The following is a 17916-nucleotide window of genomic DNA, read 5'->3' as shown; positions in this document are numbered from 1 at the left end:
GCAACCAGCACAACCAGCACGAAGGCACGACGGGGGTGAGCGCATGGCCGGTCAGATGACGCTGGGATCAGCAGCACTGTCAGGTCTGGTCCGCCCGGCCAGCGCCGCTCCCGACGACGCCCACCGCACCCTGCCGGTGCCGGCCGAGCTGCGTGGCCTGCTGCCCGGCCGCGGCCTGCGCCGGGGCAGCACCGTGGCGGTGGGCACCGGGCCGCGGTCACCCAGCGGCGGCACCTCTCTGGTCTACGCCCTCATCGCCGAGGCGTCCCGGGCCGGCTCCTGGTGCGCGGTGGTCGGCGTCCCCGCGTTCGGCGCGGTCGCGGCCGCCGACGGCGGCGTCGCCCTCGACCGCTTGGCGCTGGTGCCCAACCCGGGCCCTGAGTGGGCCACGGTGGTCGCCGCCCTGATCGACGGCGTCGACGTCGTGGTCCTCGCGGTCCCCGGCCCGGGCGCCATCTCCGGCCCGGTCACCGCCCGCCTGGCGGCCCGCGCCCGGCAACGCGGCAGTGTCCTGGTCCCTTACGGCCACTGGGACGGCGCCGACCTCACCTTGCGCGTCACCCGCGGCCGCTGGGAGGGCCTGTCCGACGGCCGTGGCCGCCTCCGCCGCCGCGAGGTCACCGTCGTCGCACAGGGCCGCGGCGCGGCCACCCAACCCCGCGAGATCACCGTCTGGATGCCGGGCTTCCGCCCGCTGACCGGCACCGTCGCGATCGCGCCTCTCGAGCCCATCGCCCTACCCGCCCTACACCCGGTCCCCGACCCCGCTACCTCGGCGGCCACCACACCCGACACCGGCCGGGCAAAGGACGCCCAGCCAACTCCGGCCGGCGAAGGCCGGTCGAAGCCGTCCCGGTCCGCGGGCGGCGACCCGCGATCCAACGACGAGCCCGCGGTCGATGCCGCGGAGCCCGTCGACCCATGGGCAGTCGTCACCGACGGCCTGACCGACGGTCAGGAGCAGCAGCGACCACGACTCACCCTGGTCGCGGGAGGCGTCGGATGACCAGAAGCCGGCGTGCCACCACTGCGGGAAACACGAACGGGGATCCGCATGGCGAGAGCGAAGACCTGGGCGGGGGGCGTCGTGGCCTTAGCCGCGCAGCCGGCGACTCAGACCGTGTAACCGACGCTCGCCGCGCGAGCGGCGACCCAGGTCGGGCGGCCGGGGACCGCCGTGCGGCCGGCGATCCGGGCCACGGGCAGGGCAGCATCGCTGGCCGGGCTGGCCAGGAGGGCGCGGTCGCGCGTACCGCCGTGCTCTGGTGTCCGGATTGGCCGGTCATCGCGGCCGAGATCGTTGACGGGGTGCCGGCCACCGGGGCGGTCGCGGTCATGCACGCCAACCGGGTGGTGGCGGCGTCCGAGTCGGCGCGGGTCGACGGGGTGCGGCGGGGGCTGCGCAAGCGGGAGGCGCAGAGCCGGTGCCCCGGCCTGGTCGTTGTCGACCATGATCCGGCCCGTGACGCGCGGGCGTTCGAGCCCGTCGTCGCCGCGGTCGAGGAGATGGTCGCGGGCGTCGAGGTGGTGCGGCCCGGTGTGTGTGGGTTCGCCGCGCGGGGGCCGGCCCGCTACTTCGGCGGTGAGGAGGCTGCGGCCGAGCGGATCGTCGAGCATGTCGCGCAGAGCTGTGCCGTGGAGAGCCAGGTCGGGGTCGCCGACGGTGGGTTCGCCGCCGCGCTCGCCGCCCGCGAAGGGGTGATCGTGCCGAGCGGCCAGACGGTCGCGTTCCTGGCCAGGCGGCCCGTCGAGGCCCTCGCCCGGCCACAGCTCACCGAGTTGCTCCGCCGGCTCGGCATCAGCACCCTCGGCGCGTTCGCCGGGCTGGCGCGTGGTGACGTGTTGGCCCGGTTCGGGTTCGACGCCGCGCTGGCGCATCGGCTGGCCTCGGGCGGCGACGAGCGGCCGCTCGCGGTTCGGCGGCCGCCACCTGACCTCGAGGTCAGCGAAGACTACGGCGACGATCCGCTGGAGCGGGTCGACACGGCCGCGTTCGCCGCGCGGATGCTCGCCGAGCGGCTGCACGAGCGGCTGGCCGGCTACGGGCTGGCCTGCACCCGGCTTTCCATCGGAGCGGTCACCGCGCACGGCCAGGAACTGCACCGGGTCTGGCGGCACGACGGGCTGCTGACCACCGCCGCGATCGCTGACCGGGTGCGCTGGCAGCTCGACGGCTGGCTGTCCGGCACCACCCGCCCGGGCGCCCGAACGGCACCGGCCAAGCCGACCGCCGGGATCATCCGGCTGCGCCTGGTGCCGGAGGGGGTGCTGCCGCACGCCGGCCTCCAACCAGGACTGTGGGGTGAGACGGGGGAGGAGAAGGAGCGGGCGCACCGGGCGTTCAACCGGATCCAGGGCATCCTCGGTCCCGAGTCGGTGGTCACCGCCGTGCTCGGGGGTGGGCGCTCGCCGGCCGACCAGGTACGCCTGGTGCCCTGGGGTGACGAGCTGACCCCGACCCGGCCGACCGCGCCCTGGCCCGGTCGGATGCCGGCGCCGGCGCCCGCGTTGGTCCTGCCGGCGCCGCTGGCGGCCACCGTGCGCGATGCGGCCGGGGAGCCGGTCGGTGTTTCCGCCCGGCTGCTGGTCACCGCCGCCCCGGCCCGGCTCACGATCGGCACCGGTCAGCCCGTCGAGATCGTCGGCTGGACCGGGCCCTGGCCGGTCGACGAGCGCTGGTGGGCGCCGGCCGAGGCCCGCCGCCGGGCCCGGTTCCAGGTCGCCCTGGCCGACGGGAGCGCCTTCCTGCTGTCCTTGGCCGCTGGGCAGTGGTCGGTGGAGGCCATCTATGACTAGCCAGAACCGATCCGCAAGGTCATCTCGATGTAATGGGTGTGATGGCGCGGAGCTGGCAGCGGAGCGGAGCGAGCGGTCCCCGGCGGGAGCGACGGTCCGGACCACCACGGACCCGGGAGAGGCTTCTAATGGGCTTCAATAATCCCGGGATTCCGTGGTCGCAGCTCGAGGGGACCCTGTCCGGGCGGCGCCACCTGCATGTCGTCGACCCGCTCGCGGTCGACGCCGACGGTGGCGACTCGCCGGCCTGGACCCGCAAGCGGCCCCAATATGAGGCGCCGCCAGAGCCGCCGCAGCCCGAGCAGGACACGGTTCCCTATGCCGAGCTGCACTGCCACTCCAATTTCAGCTTCCTCGACGGGGCCAGCCACCCCGAGGAGCTGGCCGAGGAGGCGCGGCGGCTCGGGCTGACCGCGCTGGCCATGACCGACCACGACGGCTTCTACGGCGTCGTGCGCTTCTCCGAGGCGGCCCGGGCGCTCAAGCTGAAGACCATCTTCGGCGCGGAAATGTCACTTTCCGAGGGGGTACGCGGCAAGGACACCGTGATCCGCTCCGGTGAGCCCGATCCGCACGGCCGGCACCTGCTGGCGCTGGCCCACGGCACCGAGGGCTACGCCCGGCTGTCGTCGGTCATCGGGCAGGCCCAGCTCGATGGCGGGGAGAAGGGCCGGCCGGCCTATGGCTCCTTGGAAGACGTCGCGGAGCAGCTGCGTGACCACGTGCTCGTGCTCACCGGGTGTCGCAAGGGGACGGTGCCGGCGGCGCTGCTCACCGAAGGGGTCGACGCGGCGGCGCGCGAGCTCGACCGGCTGGCGCGGCTGTTCGGGCCCGACAACGTGGCGGTCGAGCTGACCGACCACGGCGACCCGACCGACGGCGACCGCAACGACGCGCTGGCCGCGCTCGCCGCCCAGCGTGGGCTGCCGACCGTCGCGACCAACAACGTCCACTACGCGACGCCGGCGCGGCGGCGGCTCGCGACCGCGGTCGCGGCGGTCCGGGCCCGGCGCAGCCTCGACGACATCGACCCGTGGCTGCCCGCCGCGGCCACTGCCCACCTGCGCTCCGGCGCCGAGATGGCGCAGCGGTTCGCGGCCTACCCGGGCTCGGTGGCGCGGGCCGCGGAATACGGGCAGGACCTGGGCTTCGACATCCAGCTCGTGGCGCCGAAGCTGCCCGACTACCCGGTCGACCCGGGCGAGTCCGAGATGGACCACCTGCGCAAGCTGACCATGGCGGGCGCGCTGGTGCGCTACGGGCCGCGGGAGGCCCACCCCGACGCCTACCGGCAGCTCGACTACGAGTTGAACATGATCGGGCAGCTCGGCTTCGCGGGCTACTTCCTGGTCGTCTACGACATCGTCAAGTTCTGCCGGGACAACAGGATCTACTGCCAGGGCCGCGGCTCCGCCGCCAACTCCGCCGTCTGTTACGCGCTGTGGATCACCAACGTCGACGCCGTCCAGCACGGGCTGCTCTTCGAGCGCTTCCTCGCCCCGGAGCGTGACGGGCCGCCCGACATCGACGTCGACATCGAGTCCGACCAGCGGGAAAAGGTCATTCAGCACGTCTACGAGAAATACGGCCGGCGGCACACGGCCCAGGTGGCCAACGTTATCTCCTACCGGCCGCGGTCGGCCGTACGCGACATCGCCAAAGCATTTGGCTTCTCGCCCGGGCAGCAGGACGCGTGGAGCAAGCAGATCGACCGGTGGGGTTCGGTGGCCAAGGTCGACGTCGACGACATCCCGGAGCACGTCGTCGACTTCGCCAACGAGCTGCAGACGTTCCCGCGGCACCTGGGCATCCACTCCGGCGGCATGGTGATCTGCGACCGGCCGATCATCGAGGTCTGCCCGGTCGAGTGGGGCCGGATGCCGGGCCGCACGGTGCTTCAGTGGGACAAGGACGACTGCGCCGCCATCGACCTGGTCAAGTTCGACCTGCTCGGGCTCGGGATGCTGTCGGCGCTGCGCTACGCGTACGAGATGATCGAAGATGACCTTGATATCAGCACCATGCCGCTCGACGATCCCGAGATCTACGACATGTTGTGCCGGGCCGACTCGGTCGGGGTGTTCCAGGTGGAGAGCCGGGCCCAGATGGCGACGCTGCCGCGGCTGAAGCCCCGCGTGTTCTACGACCTGGTGGTCGAGGTCGCGCTGATCCGGCCGGGCCCGATCCAGGGTGGCTCGGTGCACCCCTACATCCGGCGCAAGAACGGCCAGGAGACGTGGCAGCACGACCATCCGCTGATGGCGAAGGCGCTCGACAAAACGCTCGGCGTGCCGCTGTTCCAGGAGCAGCTGATGCAGCTCGCCATCGACGTCGCCGGCTTCGACGCGTCCGGCGCCGACCAGCTCCGCCGGGCGATGGGTTCCAAGCGGTCGACCGAGCGGATGGCCGAGATCCGCGACCGGCTCTACGCCGGCATGGCCGAGCGGGGCATCAGCGGCGCCCTGGCCGACGACATCTTCCTCAAACTGTCGGCGTTCGCGAGCTACGGCTTCCCGGAAAGCCACGCGATGAGCTTCGCCTATTTGGTGTACGCGAGCTCCTGGCTCAAGCGCTACCACCCCGCGGCGTTCCTCGCCGCCCTGCTCAACGCCCAGCCGATGGGCTTCTACTCGCCGCAGACCCTGGTCGACGACGCCCGCCGGCACGGTGTCGAGGTGCGCCGCCCCGACATCAACGCCAGCAACGCCCAGGCGGTCCTGGAGTCCACGAAGGACACCCGCTGGGGCAGCGGGCCCAACGAACCGCCACACCAGTGGGGCCTGGGCGGTCCCGCGGTCCGGGTCGGCCTGGCCGGCGTCCGCACGATCGGCGCCGACCTGGCCGAGAAGATCGAGCAGGAGCGGGTGGCGACCGGCCCCTACCGCGACATGTCCGACCTGGCCCGCCGGGTGGGCCTCACCACCGCCAACATGGAGGCCCTCGCGACCGCCGACGCGTTCGCCTGCTTCGGGCTGAGCCGTCGCGAGGCGCTCTGGGCGGCCGGCGCCGCCGCACAGGAACGCCCGGGCCGCCTCCCCGGCACGACCGCCGCGACCCAGGCGCCGCTGCTGCCCGGCATGGACCAGGTCGACCGCCTGGTCGCCGACGTCTGGGCCACCGGCCTGTCACCCGACAGCCATCCCGCCCAGTTCATCCGCCCGCAACTGGAGATGATCGGCGCGGTCCCGATCGCCCGCCTGGGCCGCTGCGAAAACGGCCAGCGGGTCCGCGTCGGCGGCATCGTCACCCACCGCCAACGGCCCGCGACGGCCGGCGGGGTCACCTTCATCAACCTCGAAGACGAGACCGGGATGCTCAACGTCACCTGCTCGCCGGGGCTGTGGCAGCGCTACCGGCGGGTGGCCCGCACCAGCGCGGCCCTGGTCGTCCGGGGCCGCCTGGAGATGGCCGAGGGGGTGATCAACCTGCGCGCCGACCGCCTCGACGGGATCACGCCCCCGGTCACCTCGGCGTCCCGCGACTTCCGCTGACGTTCGATCTCAGGCCGGGCCGAGCAGCGTGTCGGCCATCGTCTCGCCGAGCCAGTGCTCGAACCGGTCGAGGGTCCACCGGCGCCGGCGGACCAGGCGGTGCACGACGTCCGGCGCGGTCAGCGTCCACAGCACGTCGGCGGCCTCCTCGACCGACAACCCGGCCCGCAGCCCGAACCGCTCGGCGACGTGCCGGGCGACCCCCGCCGTGCCGATCGCCCGCTCGTTCTCGATCGCGTCGATGAACCCGCGAACCTCCCGGTCTCCCGCCGCCCCCTCGGTCAGCAGGATCGGCACCAGCGGCCCGATCCGTTCGTGGATCTCGCGGCCCATCCGGGCATACAGCGCCAGGCACTCGCGGGCGTCGTCGGTGGCCAGCATCGCCCGGGCCGTCGGCCGCTCGATCATCGGGATGGGCTCGGTGTCGCCGGCGATCGTGGCGTCGTACACCGCCTTGAGCACCGCCGCCTTGCCGCCGACCGTGTTGTAGACGGTCTGCACACTCACCTGCGCGCGGGCCGCGATCGCCTCGACGGTCGTGCCGGTGTAGCCGCGGCGGATGAACAGCGCGCGGGCCGCGTCGAGCACCCGCTGCCGGGTGGCGCGGGCCTGCTCGGCGCGGACCGTGCTCTGATACCGCCGGGTGGTCACGCCCGTCAGTCTCCCAGCGGCGCGCCGGCGGGCAGCCCGAAGCCGGTCGGGCGCGGCGGCGTCAACGCGCCCACCTGCCAGAGCACGCCGAGCTCGTCGCGGATGCCCCAGTGCTCGACCAGCACACCGCCGGACTCCCGGTAGAGATGCATGGTGTGCATCGCGTAGGGCTTGCCGGTCGGCGCGAACCCCAACGTGTCGACCGTGTTGACACCGTGCGCGGTGGCCCGGATCGCCACCTTGTCGCCGGCGGCCACGATGTCGTGCACCTCGTAGCTGATCTGGAGCGCCTGCGTCACGTACCCCAGGATCTGGAGATATCCGCTCCGCCCCTGTGGCGCCCACGGCGGCGCGCCATGGTCGACGAAGTCCTCGGCCACCAGCGGGCCGATCGCCTCGACGTCGCCGGCGTTCATCGCGTCGAGCACTCCGCGGGCGAGCTTCTCCGCGAGCGTCATGATGGTCTTCCTTTCGATGGAATGAGGTTCAAATCGATAGAACAACCATCCAGCGAATGTACGGCGGTCCGCAACGAAACTGGAGTGATCCGCGCCCGGCTTCCACCGAACCGGCCTGGCCGGCGCGCGACCGTTAGGCTCGGCCCGTGGAGCGAACAACGGTCCGTCCCGGCCCCCGCACCGCGGTCGTCTGGCAGGTGCTACGCCGCGAGCTCGACCGCGCGCCCGAGGGCGGGTTCACCATCCTCGACGTGGGCGGCGGCACCGGCGGCTTCGCCGTCCCGCTGGCCGAAGCCGGCCATCGCGTGACCGTCGTCGACGCCAGCCCCGACGCGCTCGCGGCCCTCAACCGCCGCGCCAACGAGGCCGGCGTCGCGCCCCGGGTCCGCGCGGTCCAGGGCGACGGCGACGCGCTCGCCGGCCTGGTCACCCCCGGGACCGTCGACCTGGTGCTCTGCCACGCCGTGCTCGAGGTGGTCGACGACCCGGCCGGCGTCGTCGCCGCCATCGCCGCCGCGCTGCGCCCCGGCGGTGCCGCCTCGGTGCTGGTCGCCTCCCGCGCCGCCGCGGTGCTGGCCCGCGCCACCGGGGGCCATCTCGCGGCCGCGGCCGCGCTGCTCGCCGACCCCGACGGCCGCACCGGGCCGCGCGACCTGCTGCGCCGCCGCTACGACGCCGACGGCGCCACCGACCTGCTGCGCGGCGCGGGGCTGACGGTCGAGGGCATCCACGGCGTACGCGTCGTCGCTGACCTGGTCCCCGCCGCCGCGGCCGACGCCGACCCGCGCACGCTGCTCGACCTCGAACTGGCCGCCGCGGCCCGCCCGCCCTACCGCGACATCGCCGCCCAGCTCCACCTGCTCGCCCGCAGGCCCGCCGACCTCGCATGAGCGAGCGCGACCAGGTGCTGCCGCGGTACGGCGCCGACAGCCTGATGGATGTGTTGCCCAGCGCCCTCGCGACGCTCGGCGTTCCCGGTTTCGACGACATCCTCGGGCTGCGGCTCGACGGGGTCCGGCGGATCGCGGTCCTGTTGATCGACGGCCTCGGCTGGCACCAGATCCCGACCGCGGCGCCGTTCGCGCCGAACCTGGCCGACCTCGCCGCCCGGGCTCCTCGGATGATCACGACGGGCTTCCCGTCGACGACACCGACCAGCCTGGTCTCCCTCGGCACCGGGGCCAGCCCGGGCACCCACGGCGTGCTCGGCTTCCGGGTCGCCATCCCCGGCACCGACACGGTCCTGACCCACACTCACTGGCGGCACGACCCGGACCCCGCGACGTGGCAGCCGGTGCCCACCCTCTTCGAGCGCGCCGCCGCCACCGGGCTGGCGGTCTCCGTGGCCAACCGCCCCGAGTTCACCCACAGCGGCCTGACCATGGCGGCCAACCGGGGTGCCGACTACCGGCCCGCCTCCGACGTCGACGAACTCGCCGCGGGCGTGCTGGCCGGCCTCGGCCATGCCGGCGGGCCACCGGCCCTGTCCTACGGCTACTTTCCGGACCTCGACCGCTACGGCCATGTCTTCGGCGTCGACTCGGAGCCCTGGCGGGCGGCCGCGGTCCAGGTCGACGCGCTGCTCGACCGGGTGCTCGACGGGCTGCCGGCCGACGCCGCGCTGCTGGTGACCGCCGATCATGGCCAGCTCGACGTGCCGGCCGAGCACCGCTTCGACTTCGACGCTGACCCGCGACTACAGGCCGGCGTACGCGTCGTCGCCGGCGAGCCCCGCGTCCGCTACCTGCACACCCGGCCCGGCGCGACGCAGGACGTGCTGGCCACCTGGACGGAGATCCTCGGCGACGCGGCCTGGGTGGCCCACCGCGAGGAAGTCATCGCCCAGGGCTGGTTCGGACCGGTGCCGGAACGCAACCTGGAGCGCATCGGCGAGGTGGTCGCGATCTGCCACGGCACCCACGCGGTCGTCGCGCCGACCTCGGAACACGCGATCAAGGCGATGCTGATCGCCTACCACGGTTCCTACTCGGCGGTGGAGATGGAAATCCCGCTGCTCGTCTCCCGCGCCCGCGGGTAGCGCCGTTTCGTCGTACCCCCTCGTTAGCCTCTGTCCGTGGGACGTAGTCAGGTGGTGCCGCGCGGCGGTGACGCGCGGTTCGGGGCGGGTGCCGATGACACCGGCTGCACGATCCTGCATGTCGACATGGACGCGTTCTACGCGTCGGTCGAGGTGCGCAAGCGGCCCGACCTGGCCGGGCGGCCCGTCGTGGTGGGCGGCATCGGGCCGCGCGGGGTGGTGAGTTCGGCCAGCTACGAAGCCCGGACCTATGGCGTACGCAGCGCGATGCCGACCGGTCGGGCCCGCGCGCTGTGCCCGGGTGCGGTGTTCCTCCCGGTCGACATGGCCGCTTACGCGGAGGCGTCGAGGGCCGTCATGGCGATCTTCAACGATGTGACGCCGCTGGTCGAGCCGCTCTCGGTCGACGAGGCCTTCCTCGACGTGGCGGGCGCGGCGCGGTTGCTCGGCCCGCCGGCGTCGATCGCGGCGTTGATCCGCCGGCGGGTGTCCGAGGAGCAGGGGCTGAGCTGCTCGGTGGGGGTCGCGTCGACCAAGTTCGTGGCCAAGCTCGGCTCGACGCGGGCCAAACCCGACGGCGTGATCGTGGTGCCGCGCGACCAGGTGCTCGACTTCCTGCACCCGTTGCCGGTCGACGCGCTGTGGGGCGTGGGCGAGAAAGCATCCGAGACGTTGCGCCGGCTGGGGCTCGCGACCGTGGGCGCGGTGGCCGAGGCACCGGTCGGAATGCTGCGGTCCGCGCTGGGCGAAGCGGCCGCCGCGCACCTGCACGAGCTGTCCTGGGGGCGCGATCCCCGGCAGGTTTCCGTCGAACACGTGGAAAAATCGATCGGCGCTGAGGTTACTTTCGACACTGACGTCGCCGATGTCGAAGTGATCAAGCGGGCGTTGCTCGATCTGTCGACCAAGGTCGGTGCCCGGCTCCGCCGGGCCGACCAGGCGGGTCGCACGGTGTCCATCAAGGTCCGATTGGCCGACTTCCGCACCGTCAACCGCTCCCGCACCCTGGGCACCGCGACCGACGTCGCGCACGAGATCTTTGCCACCGCTTGGGCGCTCTACCAGGCACTTCGTCCCGGTGACCGGATCCGCCTGGTGGGTGTCCGGGTCGAGGGTCTGGCGGTCGCGTCCGGTTCGGCCCGGCAGCCCGAGTTGGGTGCGCCGGAGCACGGGTGGCGAGAGGCAGAAGCGGCGGCTGATGCCGCTGCTGCCCGATTCGGGCGCTCTGTCGTCCGCCCGGCCAGCCTCCTCACGGGCGAACGGATGGAAATTCGACCCCGGCCGTCGGTCGTCCCGCTTTCCGACCCGCGAAGCCCCTCGTAGACTTGCGGGTAAGCAGTCGGTTGACTGTCACGGTCTGTCGGCCCGCCCGGGTCGACCGCACGACCGGGGAGGAGTGCCGTGCCGCTCTCGGAGCACGAGCAGCGGCTGTTCGAGCAGATCGAGCGGTCGCTTGCCGAGGATCCCAAGTTCGCCTCGGCCGTGCGCGCCAGCGACCCGCGTTTCCACGCGCGGCGTCGTCTGCTCTTGGCCGCCGCCGTGATCATCGCTGGCCTGGCCCTGGTTGTCTTCGGCACGGTGAACAAGACACCGCTGCTCGGCGTGGCGGGTTTCGTCATCATGCTGGGTGCCGCGGCGTTCGCCATGCAGTCGCACCGCAAGGGCCAACAGCCCGACCTGCACGTCGTCGGTGGCACCGCCAGCCGCCGCACCCGCGCGCGCAGATCAGGCCTGCTCGACCGTCTCGAAGAGCGCTGGAAGCAGCGCCCAGAGGGACACCGCTGACAATCCGCTGCGGCGGCACCCGGGCCGCCACATCGGGCCATATCTCTGGTGGCGTCGGACCATGCGTCCGACGCCTTTTTGCGTCCATTCCCCGGCGCGCGCCGTGCTCTTCAGACCGGCGCTGACCAGCGACGCGGCGGCCGTGGCCGCCCTACACGCGGCCAGCTGGCGCCGCTACTACCGAGGCGCCTACGCGGACGCCTACCTCGACGGCGACATCGACGCCGACCGCTTGGCGGTCTGGACCGCCCGCCTGGCCGCGACCGACCCCCGCCGCGTGACGATCGTGGCCGAGGCCGACTCGGTCGCCCAGGCCAGCGCGGGTCCAGCACCCGCCGGCGCCGGGCCGGTGACCGTTGTGGCGACGATCGATGCGGTCGCAGGCGACCATCGGCCGCAGGTCAACACGCTCCCTGTTGCTGACGAAGTGGAGGTGCCCTTCCACCGCCTGCCGCAGGTCAGCACGCGCCCTGCTTGCGGCGAAGCGGTGGTGCCCTTCCACCGCCTGCCGCAGGTCAGCACGCGCCCTGTTGCCGGCCAAGCGGTGGTGCCCGACCACCACTTGCCGCAGGTCAGCACGCGCCCTGTTGCCGACGAAGTCGCGGCGCCCTACCACCACGTGCCCCGGGCTCGAGACGGCGCCGTGCCGACCGGGGGAGAGACGCGGCGGTGTGGTGCGGCTGGCGATCATGACCCGCCGCTGACGGCCGTGGGCGACTTAGCCACGCCGGGCGATGACCGATTGGTCGCGATCACTAGCGATACGGCGTGGCGGACCGGCGCGGCGGGTGAGTCCGATACCCGACACATGGCCGCGGCGGCATCGACGCTCGTCGGATTCGTCCACCTTGTCGTTGATGACGATCCGCGCTGGGGCTCCTTGATCGACAACCTCATGTCGCCACCGACCGGCACCGCGGTGGGGTCGGTTCGCGACTGATCATGCGCGCCGCCGCGGTAGCGGCCGAGCGTGGCGCCACCCCGGCGCTTTACCTGTGGGTGCAGGAGCAGAACACCGCGGCCCAGGCGTTCTACGCCGCCCACGGCGGCCAGGTCGTGGAGCACGCGCTGATCTCCGCCCCCGGCGGCATCCCGGGCCGGCTCAACGGCAATCCCCGCAAGCTCCGCGTCGCCTGGCCGGATGCCCGAGCCATCGCCCAGCCGGGCTGACCCCCGACCGCCAGCCGGACCGCTCGAAGCGCGCGCCGCGCGCGACCACCGCGGACTGCGCGTCGTGGGCGACCACCGCGAAAGGCGGGCGACCACCGCGGACGGCGCGCGACCGCCGCGGGCCGCGCGACCATCGCGCGTCGTGGGCGACCGCCGCGGGCGACGCGCGACCGCCGCGGGCCGCGCGACCACCGCGGACGGCGGGCGACCACCGCGGGCCGCGACTATCGCGCTTCGTGGGCGACCACCGCGGGCGGCGCCCGACCACCGCGGGCGGCGCCCGACCGCCGCGGGCCGCGCGACCACCGTGCGTCGTGGGCGACCACCGCTGGCGACCACCGCGCGCCGCACGACCACCGCAGACCGCTACAGCCCGGCCGGCTGAGAGGCAGCGCTTGCCTGGGCGCGTGGATGGCCGCTGCACCGCTCGCCGGTCGCTGGGAAGGAGCCAACGGCCACCGCGCCGATGCCGCTGCGGGTCGCCCTGCCGCGCCTACCGCGACCGCGTGGATGGCGGCACTCACCCCTGCCAGACGAAAGGCCGCGCCACCAGAAACGGTGGCGCGGCCTCATGAACCGCCGTCAGCGGGCCCGGTTGGTCAGCAACCGCCGCGGGCTGAGCCGCCCCAGTCGCTCGCGCAGCCGGGACACCGTGGTCACCGCCGACGTCGACACGTCGACCACCGCACCCCGCCAGCGGGCCACGACCGACGGCGGGAAGAGCGCCGCCACCACGCGGACCCGTCGGGTCGCCCGGCCGGACAGGCCGCGGCGGACCGAGCGGACCGCCTCGGTCAGGCCCGGCCCGGTCAGCGGGCTGCGGGCGTAGCGCGCCCGTTCCTCCGCCTGCCCCAGCAGTCGCACGCCGTCGATCGCGCCCGTCGCGTCGCCGCGCAGCTCTGCCACTGCCAGGCGTTCGGCCGTTGCCCGAGGGGTTTCGGTCAGGTCGATCGGGACCCGGTAGTCGACCAGCGTGTCGATCAGTTCGTCCCACGCCGCGTGGGCGTGGGCCCGGCTTCTTCGGGCCTCGTCGCTCGTCGGGAGGACCGTCGCTGCTCCTGGTTGTAGCTCGGCCGTGGCGCTCGCCGTGGCCAGGATGCGACGCCGGCGGCGCAGGGTGGACCGGCGGAACGCCGGTGCGCCCAGGAAGATCAGCGCCAGCAGCACGCCGGCGCCCGTGTAGAACGGCCACATCGGCATCGTCGGTGCTGGGCCCGATGGCAGGGCCTCGTTGCCGCCCGGGTCTTCCTTGCCCGGCAGGTCGCTCGGGTCGTCGCTGCCCGCGCCCGCCGCTGACGACGGGGTCGCCGACGGGGTCACCCGCACCTGGTCGGGGTCGGGTGCGTAGTCAGGGCGCAGCGCGCCGGGCACGCCGGTGCGCGGGGTCGCGTCGAACGGCACCCAGCCGTATTCGGGGCCGAAGTAGACCTCGGTCCAGGCGTGCAGGTTGTAGTTCGTCAGGACCATCGCGTCGCCGTCGCGGGAGGTGCCGTTGGTGAAGCCGAAGGCCACCCTCGCCGGGATGCCGGCCTGGCGGACCATCCAGGCCATCGTCGCCGCGTATTGCTGGCAGTAGCCCTTCTTGTTGGTCAGGAAGTTGACGATGTCCTCACCGGAGGTGCCGCCCTCGGTCTGCAACTCGTAGCGGAAGCCGTTGGCCGACGAGAAGTAGCGGTAGATCGCCATCACCCGGTCGTAGGTGTTGGTCTTGCCGACGATCAGCTCGTTGACCTTGGTGCGCACCTGTTGGACCTGGGGCACCTGGGTGAAGCGCTTGACCTCGAGGCTGTCGGGGTCGGGCGCGTCGGCGGCCCGCAGCGCGTCTTCGGTGAAGTTGGCCCGGACGAAGTCGAACCGGTAGTCCTTGTCGCGCGCGGTCGCGCGGTTGGAGAAGATGACCTGCTGGTTGGTGTCGTAGAGCCACTGGTTGTCGAGGCCCTCGGTGCCGATCGGCACGCCGTAGACCGGTGCGAACTGCATCTGGTAGTCGGTCGACATCTCGACCTGCGCCGAATACTGCTCGTAGCTGACCCCGGCGCGGGGCGCCGCTCGCGGGTCTTCGAGCTGGCGCAGGCTGCGGCCCTGCGGCGAGCGGCTGCGGAAGCCCTCGGAGGTGACGTCGTCGGCGACCGCGAAGCGCAGGTAGAACGGGTCGGGGTCGGTGGTCGTCACGCGCGCGAAGGTGATCACCTTGTTCTGCCGGAGCTGGCCCTGCAACGCCGCGAACAGGTTGATCCGCCCGGGGCGGCCGGAGCCGTCGCCGAGGCCGGCGCCGTCGCCGGAGCCGTTGTTGAAGCGCGACAGCAGGCCCGAGGTCATGCCGGGGATGGCGACCGGCAGCGCGACCGCCAGGATCACGCCGACCACCGCGAGCCGGCGGCCGGCCGCGGCCAGTGGTGACGGCTCCCAGACGTCGACGTCACGCCCGTCGCCGGTGAACCGGCGGCCGAAGCGGCGCACGCCGTCGACCTTGTCGGCGACCAGCAGCCAGAGGAAGCCCATCGCGCCGACCACGAAGGGCAGGAACGAGACGCTGTCGGCGTAGACCGCGACGGGCACCGAGTAGATGGCCAGCATCGGCAGGCCGGCCAGTGCCGGGCGGCGCAGGCCGACCACCGCCAGGTCGACGATCACCGCGACCGAGCCGATGCCCAGCACGGTGACGAACAGCAGCGGGTCGCTGTCGGGCACCAGGACGGCGAAGGTGCGCATGTCTTCGCCGGACTGGGCGAGCAGCGCGCCGAAGTGTTCGAGCGTGCCGGTCCACGGCAGGATCCCGAGGATCTCCTGGCCGCTGGGGAACAGCCAGGTCAGCGCCAGCAGCAGGGTCACCGCCATCGCGATGAACTGGGCCCACACCGGTGCCCGCGCGGTGCGGGCCAGGGTGGCCGCGCCGGCGATCAGCGCGACCGCGATGGTGCACTGGATCAGCCAGGTCCACTGCTCGAAGATGGTGCTCAGGGGAGCCGCGGCCATCAGCGTGGCGACCGCCGCCACCAGCCCCATGTGCCGCCGGCTCCTCATCGCGCCACTCCCAACGTTCCGGCGACCGTCTCGGCCATGGTGGCCCGGTAGGCGAAGCCCTGCGAACCGCGCGCGGCCTGCGGCCACAGCGCCGGCAGCTTGGCGCCGTGTGCGGCACCGACCACCCGCCAGCCGCTGCTGAGCAGGCCGAGCGCGGCGGCCTCCTGGGCCGCGTCGGCTTCGGCCCGGGCCTCGGGTGCGAGGTTGAGCCAGGTCGACGTGTCGACCAACACCGCGATGCAGGTGGCGTTGTTGCCGCGCAGGGCGGCCAGCAACTCGGTCTCGCCGGGTTCGAGGCCGCCGAGGACCGCGATCACCAGACCGCCGTCGGAGCGCCGGCGGACCCGCTCGACCAGCAGCCCCACGTCGCCGCGCGGGGTCAGCTTGACGTCGGCGAGGTGGTCGAGGAGCGTGCCCTCGCCGCCCGCCTCACCCGCGTCGACGTCGACGCCGGCGTCGGTGACCAGCCGCAGCTTGTAGCCCGCCGCGCGCAGGTGCACCGCGATCGAGGCGGCGGCCGAGACCGCCCACTCGAAGCTCGACGTCGGGCCCTCGCCCCGGTGCCCGTATTGCCGGGTGTCGAGAACGACGGTGGCCCGGCTCTCCCAAGGCTGCTCCTCGCGGCGGACCATCAGCTCGCCGACCCGCGCGGTCGACTTCCAGTGGACCCGCCGCAGGTCGTCGCCGCGCCGGTATTCGCGGGTCGCCGCGTCGTCTTCGCCGTGCACGGCGACCGAGCGGGCCCGGCTGTCGCCGGTGCCGTTGAACTCGCCGACCAGGCGCACCGGCGGGAGCGGCACCACCTGTGGGATGACGGTGAGCCGGTCGACCGAGGGGAACGACCGGGACAGCTCGCACAGCCCGAACGGGTCGGTCAGCCGGACCACCAGCGGGCCGACCTCGTAGCGGCCGCGGACGTCGGCCCGCACCGTGTAGGCCACGGAGCTGGCCTGGTGCGCGCCGAGCCGTTCGAGCACCACCCGGGGCCGGCTGCCGAGCGCGTAGGGCAGCCGGTCTTCGAGCAGCAGGGTGCCGGTCGGCAGCCGGGACAGGTTCTGCAACCGCAGGATCACCCGCGAGCTGGCGCCGACCTGCACCCGGTGCGGGTCGAGCGACCGGCTGCAGGCCAGCTTGTAGCGGCTGCGCCCGACGTAGGCCGCGGCGAGCAGCGGCAGGACCGCCAGCAGCACCGCGACCCGGAGCAGGTCTTTCTCACCAAGGATCAACGCCGACAGGGCGGCCGCGCCGCCCGCGGCGAGGAACGAGCGACCGCGCGTGGTCAGCCCGCGCAGCGCCTCGCGCACGTCACATCCTCCGGTAGTCGCCGCGGCCGTCGGTCTGCGGTGCCCTGGTGTCGTAGGGGGACTGGCCGCGGTGGTGGGGGAGCGGCAGCCGGTGCACGATGTCGGCGACGATCGCGTCGGTCGTGCGCCGGGCGAGCTGGGCGTCGGCCGTCGGGATGATGCGGTGCGCGAGCACCGGCACGGCCAGCGCCTGTAGGTCGTCGGGGAGCACGTAGTCGCGGCCCTCCAGCGCGGCGACCGCGCGAGCGGTGCGGATGAGCTGGAGCGCCGCGCGAGGTGACGCGCCCAGCCGCAGGTCGGGCGCCTCGCGGGTGGCGGTGACCAGGTCGACCGCGTATTGCTTGACCGCCTCGGCGACGTGCACGTCGCGAACGGTCGCGATCAGCCGGCGCACCGTGACGGCGTCGGAGACCGCGCGCAGGCCGTAGATCGGGTCGTGCGCGCCGTGCGCGTCGAGCATCTTGAGCTCTGAGGCCTGGTCGGGGTAGCCCATCGCGATCCGGGCGGTGAACCGGTCGCGCTGCGCCTCCGGCAGCGGGTAGGTCCCCTCCATCTCGATCGGGTTCTGGGTCGCGATCACCATGAACGGCGTCTGCAGCTCATAGGTGGTGCCGTCGACGGTGACCTGATGTTCTTCCATGCACTCGAGCAGCGCCGACTGGGTCTTCGGCGACGCACGGTTGATCTCGTCGCCGACCACCAGGTTGGCGAACACCGCGCCCGGCTTGAACTCGAAGTCGTGGTTCTCCTGGTTGTAGACGCTCACCCCGGTGACGTCGCTGGGCAGCAGGTCGGGGGTGAACTGGATGCGTCGCACCGAACAGTCGATGGACCGCGCCAGCGCCTTGGCCAGCTTGGTCTTGCCGACGCCGGGCACATCTTCGATCAGGAGGTGGCCCTCGGCGAGCAGGACGGCGAGCGCGAGCCGCACCGTGGCCGTCTTGCCCTCGATGACCTGCTCGATGTTGGTCACGATGGCATCGCTGGCGGCTCGGAACTCGGGACCGGGCAGCGGTGCGCCCAACTCGTCCCAGGTTTGTTGTGTCACGGGCCTCCTCCTCGGGGGTGCTGCGGCTTCATACTCAAGAGCGTCTGGGCCCGTGGTTTGGTTCACCCGGTGCGGGGGGAATTCGGCAAGCCGCCGCAACACCGCCGGCCCCACCCGTCCCATCAGGCTATCTGGATTTTTCGGCGGCGCC

The 17916-nt window shown here is 73.1% G+C and carries 13 protein-coding genes and 1 pseudogene; 9 read left to right on the top strand and 5 right to left on the bottom strand.

Features of this window, described 5'->3' with window-relative positions:
* Window positions 1-43: 43 nt before the first annotated feature.
* From DFJ67_RS40740 to DFJ67_RS40730, 3 genes and pseudogenes are all read left to right on the top strand, one after another.
* Window positions 44-721, top strand: a pseudogene (locus DFJ67_RS40740) (hypothetical protein); the annotation flags it as partial.
* A gap of 491 nt (window positions 722-1212) precedes the next feature.
* Complete coding sequence (locus DFJ67_RS40735) at window positions 1213-2796, top strand: DNA polymerase Y family protein (RefSeq protein WP_239097198.1); 1584 nt, start codon at window positions 1213-1215, stop codon at window positions 2794-2796.
* Window positions 2797-2924: 128 nt separating this feature from the next.
* Window positions 2925-6287, top strand: coding sequence for an error-prone DNA polymerase (locus DFJ67_RS40730; RefSeq protein ID WP_116074892.1), 3363 nt, complete (start codon window positions 2925-2927; stop codon window positions 6285-6287).
* Window positions 6288-6296: 9 nt separating this feature from the next.
* Here the strand turns inward: DFJ67_RS40730 and DFJ67_RS40725 are convergent, their stop codons facing one another.
* Window positions 6297-6938 (bottom strand): TetR/AcrR family transcriptional regulator, encoded by a 642-nt coding sequence (locus tag DFJ67_RS40725; RefSeq protein ID WP_116074890.1) that lies wholly within the window; start codon window positions 6936-6938, stop codon window positions 6297-6299.
* A gap of 5 nt (window positions 6939-6943) precedes the next feature.
* A complete protein-coding gene (locus tag DFJ67_RS40720; protein WP_116074888.1) occupies window positions 6944-7396 on the bottom strand; it encodes an ester cyclase in 453 nt (150 codons plus the stop codon).
* Between the two features lie 146 nt (window positions 7397-7542).
* Between DFJ67_RS40720 and DFJ67_RS40715 the strand changes: the two genes are divergently transcribed.
* The 6 genes from DFJ67_RS40715 (at window position 7543) to DFJ67_RS40695 (ending at window position 12389) form a co-directional block, all read left to right on the top strand.
* Window positions 7543-8286, top strand: coding sequence for a methyltransferase domain-containing protein (locus DFJ67_RS40715; protein WP_116074886.1), 744 nt, complete (start codon window positions 7543-7545; stop codon window positions 8284-8286).
* Entirely contained in the window at window positions 8283-9434 is a 1152-nt protein-coding gene (locus DFJ67_RS40710; RefSeq protein ID WP_116074884.1) for an alkaline phosphatase family protein, read from the top strand. The genes DFJ67_RS40715 and DFJ67_RS40710 overlap by 4 nt, the downstream gene beginning before the upstream one ends.
* A gap of 36 nt (window positions 9435-9470) precedes the next feature.
* Entirely contained in the window at window positions 9471-10757 is a 1287-nt protein-coding gene (gene dinB / locus DFJ67_RS40705; RefSeq protein WP_116074882.1) for a DNA polymerase IV, read from the top strand.
* 78 nt (window positions 10758-10835) lie between these two features.
* The gene (locus DFJ67_RS40700) at window positions 10836-11219 is read left to right on the top strand and encodes an SCO2097 family morphological protein (RefSeq protein WP_116074880.1); all 384 of its coding nucleotides are present in this window, start codon (window positions 10836-10838) and stop codon (window positions 11217-11219) included.
* Between the two features lie 61 nt (window positions 11220-11280).
* Window positions 11281-12159 carry a hypothetical protein gene (locus DFJ67_RS43550; protein WP_203783602.1) on the top strand — a complete coding sequence of 293 codons (879 nt, stop codon included), beginning with the start codon at window positions 11281-11283 and terminating at the stop codon, window positions 12157-12159.
* A gap of 2 nt (window positions 12160-12161) precedes the next feature.
* Entirely contained in the window at window positions 12162-12389 is a 228-nt protein-coding gene (locus tag DFJ67_RS40695) for an N-acetyltransferase (RefSeq protein ID WP_239097192.1), read from the top strand.
* Between the two features lie 582 nt (window positions 12390-12971).
* Here DFJ67_RS40695 and DFJ67_RS40690 read toward each other — a convergent pair.
* From DFJ67_RS40690 to DFJ67_RS40680, 3 genes are read right to left on the bottom strand one after another with little or no spacing between them, the layout of a single operon-like run.
* Window positions 12972-15413 carry a transglutaminase TgpA family protein gene (locus DFJ67_RS40690; protein ID WP_116074878.1) on the bottom strand — a complete coding sequence of 814 codons (2442 nt, stop codon included), beginning with the start codon at window positions 15411-15413 and terminating at the stop codon, window positions 12972-12974.
* Window positions 15410-16717 (bottom strand): DUF58 domain-containing protein, encoded by a 1308-nt coding sequence (locus tag DFJ67_RS40685; protein WP_116074875.1) that lies wholly within the window; start codon window positions 16715-16717, stop codon window positions 15410-15412. The genes DFJ67_RS40690 and DFJ67_RS40685 overlap by 4 nt, the downstream gene beginning before the upstream one ends.
* A 1-nt stretch (window position 16718) precedes the next feature.
* Complete coding sequence (locus tag DFJ67_RS40680; RefSeq protein WP_116074873.1) at window positions 16719-17765, bottom strand: AAA family ATPase; 1047 nt, start codon at window positions 17763-17765, stop codon at window positions 16719-16721.
* Between the last annotated feature and the right edge of the window lie 151 nt (window positions 17766-17916).

Origin of the sequence: Asanoa ferruginea, from assembly GCF_003387075.1 — a bacterium.
Taxonomy (GTDB): Bacteria; Actinomycetota; Actinomycetes; order Mycobacteriales; family Micromonosporaceae; genus Asanoa; species Asanoa ferruginea.
Note: the sequence above shows the minus strand (reverse complement) of the source record. Positions and strands in the feature narration are given on the sequence as shown.

What these genes read in the sequence shown, in the direction of transcription:
- DFJ67_RS40730 (WP_116074892.1), top strand. Translation starts at nt 2,925, where the DNA reads ATGGGCTTCAATAATCCCGGGATTCCGTGGTCGCAGCTCGAGGGGACC.
- DFJ67_RS40720 (WP_116074888.1), bottom strand. Translation starts at nt 7,396, where the DNA reads ATGACGCTCGCGGAGAAGCTCGCCCGCGGAGTGCTCGACGCGATGAAC.
- DFJ67_RS40710 (WP_116074884.1), top strand. Translation starts at nt 8,283, where the DNA reads ATGAGCGAGCGCGACCAGGTGCTGCCGCGGTACGGCGCCGACAGCCTG.
- DFJ67_RS43550 (WP_203783602.1), top strand. Translation starts at nt 11,281, where the DNA reads ATGCGTCCGACGCCTTTTTGCGTCCATTCCCCGGCGCGCGCCGTGCTC.
- DFJ67_RS40695 (WP_239097192.1), top strand. Translation starts at nt 12,162, where the DNA reads ATGCGCGCCGCCGCGGTAGCGGCCGAGCGTGGCGCCACCCCGGCGCTT.
- DFJ67_RS40690 (WP_116074878.1), bottom strand. Translation starts at nt 15,413, where the DNA reads ATGAGGAGCCGGCGGCACATGGGGCTGGTGGCGGCGGTCGCCACGCTG.